This is a genomic window from Paraburkholderia sp. J8-2 (assembly GCF_905220195.1).
In the GTDB taxonomy this organism is placed as follows: Bacteria; Pseudomonadota; Gammaproteobacteria; order Burkholderiales; family Burkholderiaceae; genus Paraburkholderia.
In genome coordinates, this window is sequence record NZ_CAJMZA010000003.1 from 214,398 (window position 1) to 228,842 (window position 14,445).

At 64.9% G+C, this 14,445-nt stretch carries 12 protein-coding genes; 10 read left to right on the forward strand and 2 right to left on the reverse strand.

The window, feature by feature from the left end; translation table 11 throughout:
- Positions 1-4: 4 nt before the first annotated feature.
- The 10 genes from U5A52_RS09810 (at position 5) to U5A52_RS09855 (ending at position 9,765) form a co-directional block, all read left to right on the forward strand.
- Complete coding sequence (locus tag U5A52_RS09810) at positions 5-1,015, forward strand: DUF2891 domain-containing protein (protein WP_321908140.1); 1,011 nt, start codon at positions 5-7, stop codon at positions 1,013-1,015.
- 163 nt (positions 1,016-1,178) lie between these two features.
- Positions 1,179-1,619, forward strand: a complete 441-nt coding sequence (locus U5A52_RS09815; RefSeq protein WP_321908138.1) for a CBS domain-containing protein — start codon at positions 1,179-1,181, stop codon at positions 1,617-1,619.
- A gap of 238 nt (positions 1,620-1,857) precedes the next feature.
- Positions 1,858-3,423, forward strand: a complete 1,566-nt coding sequence (locus tag U5A52_RS09820; protein WP_321934636.1) for a methyl-accepting chemotaxis protein — start codon at positions 1,858-1,860, stop codon at positions 3,421-3,423.
- Positions 3,424-3,510: 87 nt separating this feature from the next.
- Positions 3,511-3,909 (forward strand): VOC family protein, encoded by a 399-nt coding sequence (locus tag U5A52_RS09825; protein WP_321934637.1) that lies wholly within the window; start codon positions 3,511-3,513, stop codon positions 3,907-3,909.
- Between the two features lie 169 nt (positions 3,910-4,078).
- Entirely contained in the window at positions 4,079-4,330 is a 252-nt protein-coding gene (locus U5A52_RS09830; RefSeq protein WP_321934638.1) for a hypothetical protein, read from the forward strand.
- A gap of 33 nt (positions 4,331-4,363) precedes the next feature.
- Entirely contained in the window at positions 4,364-4,810 is a 447-nt protein-coding gene (locus U5A52_RS09835) for a lipocalin-like domain-containing protein (RefSeq protein ID WP_321934639.1), read from the forward strand.
- 260 nt (positions 4,811-5,070) lie between these two features.
- On the forward strand, positions 5,071-6,336 hold the full coding sequence (locus U5A52_RS09840) for an ABC transporter substrate-binding protein (RefSeq protein WP_321908132.1): 1,266 nt from the start codon (positions 5,071-5,073) through the stop codon (positions 6,334-6,336).
- 88 nt (positions 6,337-6,424) lie between these two features.
- Positions 6,425-7,300 carry a branched-chain amino acid ABC transporter permease gene (locus tag U5A52_RS09845; RefSeq protein WP_321908130.1) on the forward strand — a complete coding sequence of 292 codons (876 nt, stop codon included), beginning with the start codon at positions 6,425-6,427 and terminating at the stop codon, positions 7,298-7,300.
- Positions 7,301-7,321: 21 nt separating this feature from the next.
- The gene (locus U5A52_RS09850) at positions 7,322-8,248 is read left to right on the forward strand and encodes a branched-chain amino acid ABC transporter permease (RefSeq protein WP_321934640.1); all 927 of its coding nucleotides are present in this window, start codon (positions 7,322-7,324) and stop codon (positions 8,246-8,248) included.
- Complete coding sequence (locus tag U5A52_RS09855; RefSeq protein ID WP_321934641.1) at positions 8,245-9,765, forward strand: ATP-binding cassette domain-containing protein; 1,521 nt, start codon at positions 8,245-8,247, stop codon at positions 9,763-9,765. Before U5A52_RS09850 ends, U5A52_RS09855 begins: the two co-directional genes overlap by 4 nt.
- Positions 9,766-9,787: 22 nt before the next feature.
- On the opposite strand, the gene U5A52_RS09860 is transcribed toward U5A52_RS09855, so the two are convergent.
- Positions 9,788-11,530: a Na/Pi cotransporter family protein gene (locus U5A52_RS09860; RefSeq protein ID WP_321934642.1), complete on the reverse strand. Its 1,743-nt coding sequence runs from the start codon at positions 11,528-11,530 to the stop codon at positions 9,788-9,790.
- A gap of 39 nt (positions 11,531-11,569) precedes the next feature.
- Entirely contained in the window at positions 11,570-14,350 is a 2,781-nt protein-coding gene (locus tag U5A52_RS09865) for an HAD-IC family P-type ATPase (RefSeq protein WP_321934643.1), read from the reverse strand.
- Positions 14,351-14,445 lie beyond the last annotated feature (95 nt).

Genomic DNA, 14,445 nt, shown 5'->3' on the forward strand with positions numbered 1-14,445 from the left:
CACGATGACCCCACACCTCACCGCCGCCCACGCCTCGAAGTTCGCCTCGCTCGCGCTCGCCCACCTCACGCGCGAGTATCCGAACAAGCTGACGCACTCGCTCGAAGGCCCGCAGGACGTGCAGGGCCCGCGCGCGCTGCACCCGGTGTTTTATGGCAGCTACGACTGGCATTCGTGCGTGCACGGCTACTGGCTCGTGCTGCATCTGCTGGAGCGCTTTCCCGACTTGCCCGAGGCGGCGCAGATCGTCGCAGTGGTCGACGAGCACTTCACGCCGGAGAAAATGGCGGGCGAAATGGCCTACCTCACGCTCGCCCACAACCGCGGCTTCGAGCGGCCTTATGGCTGGGCGTGGCTGCTGGCGCTCGCGGCGCAGGTCGACGCGCTGAAACTGCCGCAGGCCGCGCGCTGGAAGGCGGCGCTGGCGCCGCTCACCGAGTGGTTCGTCGAGCGCTTCGAGGAATTCCTGCCGAAGGCAACGTATCCGCTGCGCGTGGGCACGCACTTCAACACGGCGTTCGCGCTCACGCTCGCGTATGACTTCGCGAAGGCCACGTCGCGCCCGGCGTTGGTGACGCTGATTGAAGACACGGCTATGCGCTGGCACGCGAACGACGCGGGCTGCCAGGCGTGGGAGCCGGGCGGCGACGAATTCCTCTCGCCCGCACTGAGCGTCGCCTTGCTGATGAGCCGCGTACTGCGCGCGCCGCAGTTCGAGCCGTGGTTCACGCGCTTCTTGCCCAATCTCGCGGCGCAAGAACCCGCCACGCTCTTTACGCCGGCCACCGTGACCGACCGCAGCGACGGCAAGATCGCCCACCTCGACGGGCTCAACCTGAGCCGTGCGTGGTGCCAGCGCTCGCTCGCACGCGCACTGCCCGCCGGCGACGCTCGCGTTGCTGTGCTCAACGATGCCGCGCAAGTGCATCTGGCCAGCGCGCTCGACCACGTGGCCGGCGACTATATGGGTGAGCACTGGCTCGCCACCTTCGCGACGCTCGCGCTCGAAGCATGACAAACGCGTGAAACCTGTGGGGCGCGCCCCTTTCCAGACTGAAGATTTCCGCGCGCGCGGTCGATATAACGGGCTGAAGCCCCGAGCCGCCGCCGGAATCCGCAGTCCATTGCGCAGGGCATAGACTGGCTCGGGACGTCGAACCCACTCAGGTCTGGAAGGTATGCAAGTAGAGAAATTCATGACGAGCCGTGTCGTCACCGTCGGTTTCGACGAGACGCTCGCAACGGTGCGCGAGATCTTCACGGAGGCGAGCTTTCACCATCTGCTCGTGGTCGAAGACGGCAAGCTGCAAGGCGTCGTCTCCGACCGCGACCTGCTGCGCGCAATCAGCCCGTTCATCGACAGCGTGGTCGAATCCGCGCGCGACCTCGGCACGCTTAACAAGCGCGTGCACCAGATCATGAGCCGCAAGCCGCTTACGCTGCGGCCCGAGTCGACCCTTTCCGAAGCTGTGGCCCTCTTTCTCGCCAACAAGATTTCGTGCATTCCCATCGTCGATGCCGAATTCCGGCCCGTGGGCATCGTGAGCTGGCGCGACGTGCTGCGCTATCTCGTGCCGATGGACGAGGGCGAGGCGGGCGGGGAAGCGGTCAGCGCGTGATGCGCATTGACTCGCAGGCATCCCGTATTTCGGTCTGTAATACGAAGTGTTGCTAACGGTCGTACTTCTTTGCGGCGAACCATAAAGTTCGCAACCTCTCCTGCCGTTGTTATGTACTGGACGCTTAAACAGCCCGCACGACCGGGCTGCACTGGGTAAGCGCGCCGGAACATTCGATGAAAACGACTGGGACACGCGTGGCCTCCAGTGCTGCGCGCCCCACGGAGAGAGACCAGGAATGCTTCACAAGCTGTCAATACGCGCCAGCCTGACGCTGATGATCGCCTTCTTCGGCATCGTCCTGATTGGCGGGGCCGCCACAGGACTTCTGTCGATGCGAGCGGGCAACGAGTCGCTGCGCACGATGTACACCGTCGATACGCCGGCCGTCGCGGACCTCGAAGGCAGCGCCGGCCAGCTGCTGCGTTTGCGCCTCGCGCTCGCCACCAACGCCTCGCTTTCCGAACTCGGCGACCACGACGCCGCCGACGCGGTGCTCAAGCGCTACGACCAGTACCTGAAGAACTCGAACGAGCGTCTTGACCACTATCTGTCGATTGCGAGCGGCGAGGGCGAGGCGCAGGATCTCATCGCCGACATGCAGGCCAAGCGCAACAGCTTCCTGCACGACGGCGTCGAACCGGCGCTCGCGGCGCTCAAGGCCGGCGACAAGACCGCGTTCCAGGAAATGCAGGGCCACAAGCTGCCGTCGCTCTACGGCAACTACGAAAAGGCGATGCTCGTGCTCGAGAAGCGCCAGATCGACCTCGGCGCGCAGCGCTACCAGGAAGCGCAGGACCGTTTCAATGCAGTGAGCATTGCGGTGGCCGTGGGCATGGTGCTCTCGTTGCTGCTCGCATGGATCGGCCGCGCCGCGCTCATGCGCGCGATCGTGCATCCCGTCGACGCCGCTATCGCGCAGTTCCAGCGTATCGCCGCGGGCGATCTGAGCGGCACGGTCGAGGCGACGAGCAACAACGAAATGGGCCGCCTGCAGGCTGCATTGCGGCAGATGCAGGATGCGCTCATCAAGACGGTCAGCAGCGTGCGCGAAGGCGCGCTGTCGATCGACAAGGGCGTGAGCGAGATTGCCGCGGGCAACACGGATCTTTCGCAGCGCACCGAGGAGCAGGCCGCCTCGCTCGAACAAACGGCTGCGAGCATCGAGGAACTGACTTCCACCGTCAAGCAGACCGCCGAAAACGCCCGCCAGGCCAGCACGCTCGCCGAGGGCGCTTCCGGTCTCGCGGCACAGGGCGGTGCGCTCTCGCGCGAAGTGGTCGGCACGATGCAGGACATCGTGGGCGACTCGCGGCGCGTGGGCGAGATCGTCGGTGTGATCGAGGCCATTGCGTTCCAGACCAACATTCTCGCGCTGAACGCGGCCGTGGAAGCGGCGCGCGCGGGCGAGGAAGGGCGCGGCTTCGCGGTGGTGGCGAGCGAAGTGCGCTCGCTCGCGCAGCGCAGCGCCGCGGCGGCCAAGGAGATCAAGGAGCTGATCGAGTCGTCGACGTCGCGCGTGGAAACCGGCGCGGGCCTCGTCGAGCGCTCGGGATCGACGATGAGCGAGATCGTCGAGGCGATCGCGCGCGTGAGCGCGATCATGAACGAGATCGCATCGGCGGCGGCGGAGCAGAGCACGGGCATCGATCAGGTCAACATCGCCGTTGGCCAGATGGACCTCGTGACCCAGCAGAACGCGGCACTCGTTGAGCAGGCAACGGCCGCGGCTTCGTCGCTCGAAAACGAAGCGCACCGGCTCAATGCCGCGGTTTCGGTGTTCCGCACCGGGCGCACGGGGTAACACGCACGAAGGCGCACGAACGCGCACGCTGCATGGTGTGAATCGCCGGTTATAGTCATGCATTGACGACTGCGGACCTCGGACACCATGCAGCTTCTCGATCACGTTTCGATCGGCGTTCCCGATCTCGATGCAGCGCGCCTCTTTTACGACGCGATCATGAACACGCTGGGCGCGCTCAAGGTCTACGACCGCCCTGGCGCGCTTGGCTACGGCGAGCGGTGCGACGCCGCCGAAACGCAATCGTCCTATCTTTCCGTCTATCTGGATGCCAGCGCCATCGGGCCGAACAAGCGGCACTGGTGCTTCAAGGCCGCTTCGCGCGCTCAGGTCGATGCGTTCCATGCAGCCGGCTGCGCGGCGGGCGGCCGCTCCGATGGCGAGCCGGGCTTGCGGCCGCACTATCACGCCGACTATTACGCCGCCTTTCTTGTCGATCCGGCCGGCAACCGCGTCGAGGCGGTGTGCCATTTGGCACCCGCCTGACGTTTCGTAACGCGCTATACGCGCAAATCCACCGTCATTGAAACTTCGCAATCCTTCTCGATCCGGGTTGACCCGGCACGAGCCGAGGCCGCAATGCGGTTGCCAAACGCCCTTCCAAACGCCGATCATTGACGCAGCGGCGCAAACGCGATTCGTAGGAGAAGGGGAAATGTCAGGCACGGGAAAATACTGGTTTCGCGCCAAACGCTATGGCTGGGGGTGGGGACTTCCGCTCACCTGGCAGGGCTGGGTGGCGCTAGCCGTGTATGTGCTGTCGATCTGTTTGATCGCTGTTTTTTTTGAACCGCACCAACATGCGTTCGCGTTTTCGGGGCTCGTGATACTCGCCTCGCTCGCGCTTTGCGCGGTGTGCTGGTTCAAGGGCGAGCCGCCTCGCTGGCGGTGGGGCAAGCAGCGCTAGCGCGCTGCCCAGGTTGTGCTGAAGGGGAACGCGATGGCACAAGCACGGCAAACCGGCAGCGCTGCGCTGCTGGGCACATGGAAGCTGCAATCTTTCACGACCGAAGATCTGGACACCGGAGAAAAGACCGAGTTGTTCGGCTCACACCCAGGCGGCTATCTCAACTACAGCGCCGACAAGCGGATGTACGCGATTGTGGTCGACAAGCACCGCAACGCGCCCGCCGACCTCGTGCCCACCGACGCCGAGCGCATTGCGCTGTTCAACGGCTTATGCGCTTACGCGGGGACGTGGAGCATCGAGGGCGACCTCGTGAGTCACCATGTCGACACTTCGTGGAATGAATCATGGACGGGGACGATTCAGTTGCGCCGTTTCAGAATCGACGGCAACAACCTGTACCTCACGACGCCGCCCGCCCGCAATCCGGTCACGGGCAAGGAATGCATTTCAGAGCTGGCGTGGGTGAAGGTCGAATAGACGGCACGTTCAACTGTCGTATACGTGAAGATCGCAATCATCGACGTGGGGCATGCGCGAGGTGCTGCGCGTAGCGTTCGCAGCCGCGCGGGGCGGCGCATTTTTTTGCCGCTTTGCACCATGAAAGCTGCACGTTACCTGTCATCGTTTTTACCGATTGAGCACGCAAAGGCTGGTGATACTGTTGTGGGCGCATTCTTCAAAGCTGCAATGTAGCGGGCAGATGTTCCTCAACGATCCAGGCGAATCGGAGATGCAGGATGTCCAATAACGGCGTGTGGCGAAACCTTTATCGCGTCGCGGCGACGGGTATGGTGGCAGCAGGGCTGGGCCTCGCGGCCGGCGCGCATGCCGCGGGCGACCCGATCAAGATCGGTGTGATCAGTGAGGAGTCCGCAGTGGCGGGCGCCTCGATCAGCAAGGCGGCGCAACTCGCTGCGGACGAGATCAACGCGAGCGGCGGTGTGGATGGCCGCCCTATCCAGATCATCGCGTATGACGACCACTCGTCGGCCTCCGACGGCGTGCGCGCATTCCAGCGCGCAGCGACCCAGGACAAGGTGGTCGCCGTGATCGGCAGCTATATCAGCGAAGTGGCGCTCGCCATGGAGCCGTGGTCGGCGCGGCTGAAAATGCCCTTTGTTACGCCGGGCGCCGCGAGCAACGACATTTCGAAGCACGTTCACGACGACTACGACAACTACAAGTACACGTTCCATGGCTGGATGACGTCGGCTTTCATTGCGCAGTCGATCTGCGACTTTTCGCACGATATTCTCGTCGGCCAGTTCAAGATGAAGTCGACGGTCGTGATGAGCGAGGACGCGGCGTGGACCAAGCCGCTCGATGAGCGCTTCATGGAATGCCTGCCCAAGGCCGGTCTCCAGGTGCTCGATCATATCCGCTTCAATCCGGATACTTCGGACTTCACACCAATCTTCAACCAGATCGAGGCGAAGCACCCCGACACGATCACCACGGGCATCAGCCATGTGGGTGTGCAGCCAACCGTGCAATGGCACGACCAGCAGGTGCCGATCCCGATGTCGGGTCAAAGCTCGCAGGCCACGACCACGAGCTTCTGGAAGGACACGAACGGCGCGACCGAAGGCGTGATCACGGCTTCCGCTGCGGCTCCGGGCGTGGCAATTACGCCGAAGACGGTGCCCTTCGCGGATGCGTATCAGAAGAAGTTCGGCGTCTCGCCAGCGTATTGCGGCTTCTCGACGTATGACCTCGTCCACATCATTGCGGATGCGATCAAGCGCAACAAAGGCTCGACCGATCCGGACCAGATGGTCGCCGCGCTCGAGAAAACCGACTATGTAGGCACGATCGGGCGCTGGCAGTTCTACGGCAAGAACGACCAGTTCACGCACGCGCTCAAGTACGGCCCGGGCTATATCACCGGCATCAACTTGCAGTGGCAGGACGGCAAGCAGATTGCGATCTGGCCGAAGTCCGTCGCGAACGGCAAGGTCAAGTTCCCGACCTTCATCAAGATCCAGCAGGCCAGCGCGAACTAGCCTCGTAGTGCGTCGCGCAGTGCGGCCCAACGCCCAGGCGTCGGGCCGCGCTGCGCATCCAGCGACCCACCCAAATGAAAGGCCGGTCATGCTGCTCCTGCAGATTCTCATCGACGGCTTTGCCATCAGCTCGCTCTACGCGCTCGGCGCCATCGGCTTTACGCTGATTTTCGGCGTCTCGGGCATATTGAATCTCGCACACGGCGGCGTGATGCTCGTCGCGGCGCTGATGGGCTGGATGCTTGCGGGCGAAGCCGGCCTCGGCACCTACCTCGGCACGCTGCTCGGCGTGGTCGCCGGACTCGTCGCGGCCTACGTCACCTACCTGATGGTGGTGCGGCCCATTCAGCGCTCCGCCGCCATTCCGAACGAAGAGAAGGAAATCTTCGTGCTCACCGGCACGCTGCTGTGGGGCATCATGATCCAGCAGGGCATGGCCTGGCTCTTCACCGACAATCCTGTGACGATGCGACCGCTCATCAGCGGCGTGGCGATGATCGGCAGCGTGCGCGTGCCGTTCAACGAGATCATGATCGCCGTGGTCTGCTGGGCTGTGATCGGCCTGTTGTGGCTGTTCGTGAACCGCACGCGCGCGGGCAAGGCGCTGCTCGCGGCCTCGATGAATCCACGCGGCCTCACGCTGCTCGGCTTCGAACTCTCGCGCATCTATCTGCTCGCGTGGACCATTTACGGCGTGCTGGCGGGCATTGCGGGCGTGCTGCTCGCCTCGTTCCTCGGCGTGAGCACGAACAACGCCGGGCAGCTCACCGCGAGCGCGTTCTCCATCGTCGTGCTGGGTGGCCTCGGCAGCGTTTCCGGGTCGCTGATGGCCGCGTATGTCGTGGGCTATCTGGAGACCGTCACCGCGTACCTCGTTGCGCCGACGCTGCGGCCGCTGCCCGCGCTGCTGCTGCTGGTGCTCGTCGTGTATGTGCGGCCCCAGGGTTTCCTGGGCCGCCGCTAACCGAACGCAGGGAGCATCGACATGTCCGGTCTTCTTCGTTCGCGTGGGATCTGGGTGGCCGTGTTGCTCGCCGTTGCGGCGGCCACGCTGCCGTGGTGGATGTCGGGCTATATCCTCGGCGTGCTCACGGTCGCGTATTACTTCGGCGTGTTTGCCATGTCGTGGGACCTGCTGTTCGGTTTTGCCGGCGAGGTGAATTTCGGCCCCACGTTTCTGATCGGCCTCGGCGCCTATTCCGCGGCGATCATCGACGCTCATTGGGGCATGCCGATACCCGTTTGCGTGATCGCGGGCGGCCTCGTCGCGCTGGTGGGCGGGCTGCTGCTCGCGGTGCCCGCGCTGCGGCTGCGCGGTCCGTACTTCGGTCTCGTCACGCTCGTGGCGGTGCTGCTGCTGCAGAACGCCATTGTGATCTTCGCGGGCGTGACGGGCGGCGAGATCGGCATGATGGTGCCCGACGTGATGTCCGTCGACGCCAACCACAACTACTGGATCGCGCTGGCGTTTCTGGTGGTGTGCGCGATCCTGCTGTTCGGCCTCTCGCGCTCGGCAATCGGCCTCATCTTGCAGGCGAGCGGCCAGGACGCCACCGGCGCGCAGGCGCTGGGCTTCAACGTTACGCGGCACAAGCTCGTGGCCTTTTGCATCAGTGCCGTGTTTTCGGGTGTGGCCGGCGCGATGCTGGTGTTCTATCAAGGCACGGCTTCCGTGAGCACGGTGGTGGATTTGAGTGTGGGCGTGCAGATCATCATCGCGGCCGTGCTCGGCGGCCGGCGCACGATACTCGGCGCGGTGCTCGGATCGATCTTCCTGATCGTGGCCGGCGAGTTTCTGCGCCCGCTCGGTCAGCTCAATACGTTCGTCGTCGCGGCAGTCGCGCTCGCCGCGCTGCTGTTCTTTCCGGACGGCTTGCTCGGCAACCTGCTGCGCGCGAGGGAACGCCAATGAACGACACGCCGCTGCTCTCAGTTCGCGGGTTGACCAAGCGCTTCGGCGGTCTCGTCGCGGTGAAGGACATTGGCTTCGACATCCGGCCCGGCGAGATACTGGGCCTGATCGGACCCAACGGCTCCGGCAAGTCGACCGTGATGAAGCTCATCATGGGCATCGAGCGGCCCAACGCGGGCTCGGTCAAGGTGAACGGCGTGGAGATGGCCGGCTGGGCGCCGCACCGCATCGCGCGTGCGGGCGTGGGCATCGTGTTCCAGCATTCACGGCCGCTGCATCGGCAAACGGTGCTGGAGCACATCAAGCTCGCGCTGCTGCCCGATTCGCTGGTGAAGCTGGCGGCAGAACCGCACGTGCATCAGCGCGCGCAGGAAATTGCCGCGCGCGTGGGCCTTGCCGCCGTCATGCACCGGCATCCCGCCACGCTGCCTTTCGCCGACCTGCGCCGCATGGAAATGGCGAAAGCGATTGCGCGCGACCCGAAGGTCGTGCTCGTCGACGAGCCGTTCGCAGGACTCACGGTTGCGGAGTCGGAGGCCTTCTCCGAGCTGATACGCGGTTTTCGCGCAGAGGGCCGCGCGGTGCTGCTGGTCGATCACAATGTGAAGAGCCTCTCCGCGCTGGCCGACCGCGTGCTCGCCATGTACCTGGGCGAGCACGTCGCCGAAGGCACGGCCGAAGCGGTGATGCAAAACGAAACGGTGCGCCGCGTGTATCTGGGCGGCAAGCTCGAATTGCGCCAGCGCGCGAGCGTCGCGGGCGAGGCGAAGCGCGCCATTCTCGAGGTCTCGGACGTGCGCGTGCTGTACGGCAAGGCATGTGCGCTCGACGGTGTGAGCCTCCACGTTCGCGAGGGCGAGTTCGTCTCGGTGGTCGGCCTCAACGGCGCGGGCAAGACCACGCTGTTCAACGCGCTCTCGGGCCTCCTGCCGTACAAAGGGACGATCCGCTTCGACGGGCGCGACCTGAAGGGTATGAGCGGGGCGGCCGTCTCACGCGCGGGCCTCGTGCAATGCCCGGAAACGCGCGAGCTGTTCGGCGACATGACGGTGCGCGAGAATCTCGAACTCGGCGGCTATCATCTTTCGGACGAAGTGCGCAAAAAGCAGCTCACCTGGCTCTTCGACCTTTTTCCCATTCTCAAGTCGCGCCAGGGGCAAACCGCGCGCACGCTCTCGGGCGGCGAGCAGCAAATGCTGGCCATTGCGCGTGCGCTCATGCCCCAGCCCAAGCTGCTGATTCTCGACGAGCCGACGCTCGGGCTTGCGCCCGTGATCCTCGAACAGTTGTCGAAGGCGCTCGATGCGCTGCAGCAGTCCACGCCCATTACCGTGTTGTTAGGCGAGCAGAACGTTCGCTTCGCGCTGCCGCACGCGGACCGCGTTTATGTGCTGGAGCACGCGCGCATTATCTGGGAGGGCAGCGCTTCGCGTTTCGAAGCGGAGATGGGCCGCGGCTTTCTCGAAGCGGTGCCCATGAGCGATCCTCAGGCACTGACCTCGGGCGCTGCGCGTTGAGGACCAACCCAGCGCGCGGGCATTACACCTGGGCTTCGGCCTCAGCTTCGGCCACGGCCTCGGCGCCTTGAGGTTCCAGCACTTTCACGTCGTGCAGCCACCGCGTGGCCTTGGCGATGGCGCGCGAGAGCCGCGCCACTTCGTTGAGCTGCTCGATCACGTCGTTGGCAAAGCGGAAAATGAACGCCGCGCCCTCGTTGCGCAACTGCAGCGCGGACAGGATGCGTTGCCGCGCCGAGTCGGACAGCGCTTCGATTTCCGGCTTGGCGTTGACGATGCGCGTCACGACGTCCGCCTCGGGGTGCGCGATCATCTGCACGGCCAGCGTGAAATGCTCGATCACGGACCGGCCGAATTGCAGCAATTCGGCGTTGCTCGCCAACACGCTCACGTCTGCGCTTTGCGCGGCACGCCTTTGGCTCAGCGCGAGCATGCTCGTCGTGGCCACTTCGCGGATAGCGTCGAGGCACGTCGCAATGCGCGCGAGGTCGACCAGTTGCCGCCCTTCGTCGTCGCTATGCACGGCGTCGGAGAGCTTGCCGATATAGGTAAGAATGGCGGTGGCTAGCGAGTCCGCCGCCTTGTCCTCGTTTGCCACCGTGGAAAGCGCCTGCGAGGAACTCTCGGCCAGGAGCTTGGCGCTTTGCTCGACCAGAAGCTGCACGAGCTTGCCGAGCGAAGCCAGTTCCAGTTGCACGCGGGCAATGGCGAGCGCCGGCATTTCGACCAGCGTTTCGTCGAGGTAGCGCGGCACGCCTGGGTCCTGCCAGGCTTCGCGTCGCACCGGGGCCAGGCGTTCGGCGAGCTTCGCAATCGGCCCGGTGAACCAGATCAGCACGAAGGTGCTGAACACGCTGAACACCGTGTGCGCATTGGCGGCCTGACGCGGTGTTTCCGCCGCGAGGCGCGCAGTGCCGCTCAAGTCGGGCGCGGAAGGCGAGATCATGCGTATGAAGTCGGCGAACTGTGGAATCGCAAAGGCGAAGAACAGCACGCCAAGCACGTTGAAAAGCAGGTGAACGATACCGACCTGCGCCGCTTCCGCCGACTTGCCGATCGAGGCGAGCAGCGCCGTGCCGCAGGTGCCCACGTTGGCGCCGAGTATCAGCGCAATGCCCGATTCGAGCGGAATCAGCCCCTGACTGCCGAGCGCGATGACGATGGCGAGCGTGGCTGCCGAGCTTTGCACGATGGCCGTGAACACCGCGCCGATCACAATGCCGACGAGCGGATTGCGCATGTCCTGCATCGCGTCGATGAACGGCTGGTAGTCGCGCAAGGGCCGCGTGGCGTTGCCCATCATCTCGATGCCGAGGAACAGCAAGCCGAGCCCGAGCAGCGCGCCACCCAGCTCGCGCAGCGTGTCGCGTTTCGCAAAACCGTAGAGCAGGAAGCCACCGGCGAGCATGAACGGCACGAGTGCGGAGATATTGAACGCGATGATCTGCGCGGTGAGCGTCGAGCCGATGTTGGCGCCCATGATCATCGGAATGGACTGCCGCAGCGTCATGAGCCGCGCGGAAACGAAGCCCACCAGCAGCACCGTGGTGATGGTCGACGAATTGAGCAGCGCCGTGATGCCGGCGCCCGCTAGCACGCCGCGAAAGCGGTTGGCGGTGAGCGAACCCAGCAGCGATTGCAGGCGCGCGCCGGCAAGCGTCTTGAGCGCCCCCGTCATGAGGTCCAGCCCGAAGAGGAACAGGGCGAGGCCGCCGACGAGCAGACCAATCACCTCGACCAGATTCAGATTCGCACCAGGCAGCATGGCTATGGGCCCTCGCTCTCGAGTCGGGACGAAACGATTCTACGCGTCATGGTACTGCCTTGTGGCCGCGGCGCGCGATGGCGGGCTCACGGACCGCTTGAGCGCCGGTATCGAGCGAATGACGAGCTTCTCGAGCTCCACCACGAGGAAGAACAGGATCGCGCCCGCCACGAGCCAAAGCCAGGCCGCGAGCGGCAGCGACTCGGTTTCGAAGATGGCGTGAAAGGGCAGCGTATAGGTGAAGAGGATCTGCAGCACCACGACCGCGCCAATGCCGTACCAGAGATACGCGTTGCCCATGTGCGCGCGCACCGATAGCGCCGAATTGATCAGCGAGCGGCTGTTGAGCAGATAGAAGACCTGTCCCATCGTGATGGCGTTGACGGCGGCCGTGCGCGCCATGAAGTCCGATGCGCCCTGCGACTTCATCCAGAAGAATGCCGCGAGCGTATAGAGCACGAGCGCGGCGCCGACGAAGAGAATGCGCCACACGCCGAATGGTGTGACGATAGGCCGGTCGATCGAACGCGGCGGGCGCTGCATCACGTCGTCCTCGTGCGGCTCGAAGGAAATGACGAGGCCGAGCGCAACGGAGGTGACCATGTTCACCCACAGCACCTGCGGCGCAGTGATCGGCAGCGTGAAGCCGAACAGGATCGCGATGGCAATCACCGCGCCCTGGGCGATATTCGTCGGCAGCATGAAGAGCATGGCCTTTTCGATGTTGTTGTAGACCGTGCGCCCTTCCTTCACCGCCGCGGAGATCGAGGCGAAATTGTCGTCGGCGAGGATCATGCCCGCCGCTTCCTTCGTCACTTCCGTGCCCTTGATGCCCATTGCCACGCCGATATCGGCCTTCTTGAGCGCAGGCGCGTCGTTCACGCCGTCGCCCGTCATGGCGACCACCTGGCGGTTGGCCTGGATCGCCTTCACGAGCCGCAGCTTGTGCTCGGGACTCGCGCGCGCGAACACGTCCACGTCGCGCACGCATTCCTGCAGCGCGGCGTCGTTCATCGCCTCGATCTCGGTGCCGGCCACGGCCGTCTTGCCGTCGCCGATGCCGAGCATGCCCGCTATTGCCGCCGCCGTGACCTTGTGGTCGCCCGTGATCATCGTCACGCGAATACCGCCGCCGTGGCATTCGCGCACGGCGTCGATTGCTTCTTTGCGCGGCGGGTCCATGAGGCCCACGAGGCCGAGCAGCACGAGCGTCTTCGGCAGGTCCTGCGGGCCGAGGTTGCCAACCTGGAGGCCGGGATCTGGCAGCCACGCCAACGCCAGTACGCGCTCGCCTTGCGAGGCGAGACGTTCGCCTTCGCGTGCGAAGCGCTCGCGGTCGAGCGGCGCGGGGCCGCTAGCCGTTTGCTGGCGGTCGCAGTTCTCGATGATCACTTCCGGCGCGCCCTTCACGAGCAGCATCTCGCCTTGCGCCGACCGGTTCAGCGTGGCCATGAACTTGTGCTCGGACTCGAAGGGAATGCCGTCGATGCGGGGTGCGGCGGCGGCTTCCGCGCCGCGGTCCATGCCGAGCTTGCCGGCGAACGGATAGAGCGCGCCCTCGGTCGGGTCGCCTTCCACCTTCCATTTGCCGTCCTCCTCGAAGAGTCCGGCGTCGTTGCACAGGATCGATACGCGGCCCATGAGCGTGAGGACTTCCGGCGGCGCGGCGTCGAGCGCCTTGCCGCCCGCGCGGACTTCGCCTTCGGGGGCATAGCCGTCGCCGGTCACTTCATAGGGCGCGTCCGCCGTCACGACCGACGTCACCATCATTTCCATGAGGGTGAGCGTGCCGGTTTTATCCGAGCAGATGCGCGAGACGGAGCCGAGCGTTTCCACGGCGGGCAGGCGGCGGATGATGGCGTTGCGCTTCGCCATGCGCTGCACGCCGATGGCGAGCGTGATGGTGATGAGCGCTGGCAGGCCCTCGGGGATCACCGACACCGCAATGCCCACCACCGCCTGGAACAACTGGATGAAGGTCATGTGGCCGAGCCAGTGGCCCCACGCGAAGAGCAGCACACTGAGAATGCCGATGGCGATCGTAATGACGTATCCAAACTTCTTGATCTGGCGAAGGAGCGGCGTTTCGAGCGCGCTGACCTCGGCGAGCATCTGGTTGATGCGGCCAAGCTCCGTCTGGCTGCCCGTTGCGACGACGATGCCGGTTGCGCGGCCCGAAAGGACCATCGTGCCGGAAAACGCCATGTTTTCGCGGTCGCCCACGGTGGCTTGCGCCGGCACCGCGCCGGTGTTCTTCTCAGCAGGCACCGACTCGCCCGTGAGCGCCGCCTCTTCCGTGCGCAGGTTTCTCGCCTCGACTAAACGGATGTCCGCGGGGATCTTGTCGCCCGACTCCAGCAACACGATGTCGCCGGGCACGACCTCGTCGGCGGGGATCAGGCGCACCTCGCCCGCGCGCAGCACGCGCGCTTCGGCGGAAAGCATGTTGCGAATCGAGTCGAGCGCTTTCTCGGCGCGCCCTTCCTGCAGGAAGCCGAGCAACGAGTTGAGGATCACCACCGCGAAGATGATCGAGGCGTCGAGCCACAGGCTCAACATCAGCTTGATGAAGCCGGCCGCGAGCAGCACGTAGATGAGCACATTGTTGAACTGGGCCAGGAAGCGCACGAGGGGGCCGCTTTTCTTCCCCTGGGGCAGCACGTTCGGCCCATAGGTACCGAGGCGCTGGGCGGCCTCCGCCCCATCGAGCCCTTGCGACGGCTTCACCTTGAGCTGGCGCTCGATCTCGTCGGCAGGCATGGCGTGCCACTGCGCCGCGCCTGCGCTTGCGCCTGTTGCCGCTTTCTCCCCAGAACTCATCTTCGCCCTCCGGTTGCACAGAGATTCAACGCAATAGTAAGTTTTTTTCGCGGCAGGCACGCGCAACCTGGTGCGCGCAACATCCGTTGGAGCGA

Excerpts from the sequence above, each read along its gene's own strand:
- U5A52_RS09810 (WP_321908140.1), top strand. The coding sequence starts at position 5 with ATGACCCCACACCTCACCGCCGCCCACGCCTCGAAGTTCGCCTCGCTC.
- U5A52_RS09815 (WP_321908138.1), top strand. The coding sequence starts at position 1,179 with ATGCAAGTAGAGAAATTCATGACGAGCCGTGTCGTCACCGTCGGTTTC.
- U5A52_RS09820 (WP_321934636.1), top strand. The coding sequence starts at position 1,858 with ATGCTTCACAAGCTGTCAATACGCGCCAGCCTGACGCTGATGATCGCC.
- U5A52_RS09825 (WP_321934637.1), top strand. The coding sequence starts at position 3,511 with ATGCAGCTTCTCGATCACGTTTCGATCGGCGTTCCCGATCTCGATGCA.
- U5A52_RS09830 (WP_321934638.1), top strand. The coding sequence starts at position 4,079 with ATGTCAGGCACGGGAAAATACTGGTTTCGCGCCAAACGCTATGGCTGG.
- U5A52_RS09835 (WP_321934639.1), top strand. The coding sequence starts at position 4,364 with ATGGCACAAGCACGGCAAACCGGCAGCGCTGCGCTGCTGGGCACATGG.
- U5A52_RS09840 (WP_321908132.1), top strand. The coding sequence starts at position 5,071 with ATGTCCAATAACGGCGTGTGGCGAAACCTTTATCGCGTCGCGGCGACG.
- U5A52_RS09845 (WP_321908130.1), top strand. The coding sequence starts at position 6,425 with ATGCTGCTCCTGCAGATTCTCATCGACGGCTTTGCCATCAGCTCGCTC.
- U5A52_RS09850 (WP_321934640.1), top strand. The coding sequence starts at position 7,322 with ATGTCCGGTCTTCTTCGTTCGCGTGGGATCTGGGTGGCCGTGTTGCTC.
- U5A52_RS09855 (WP_321934641.1), top strand. The coding sequence starts at position 8,245 with ATGAACGACACGCCGCTGCTCTCAGTTCGCGGGTTGACCAAGCGCTTC.
- U5A52_RS09860 (WP_321934642.1), bottom strand. The coding sequence starts at position 11,530 with ATGCTGCCTGGTGCGAATCTGAATCTGGTCGAGGTGATTGGTCTGCTC.
- U5A52_RS09865 (WP_321934643.1), bottom strand. The coding sequence starts at position 14,350 with ATGAGTTCTGGGGAGAAAGCGGCAACAGGCGCAAGCGCAGGCGCGGCG.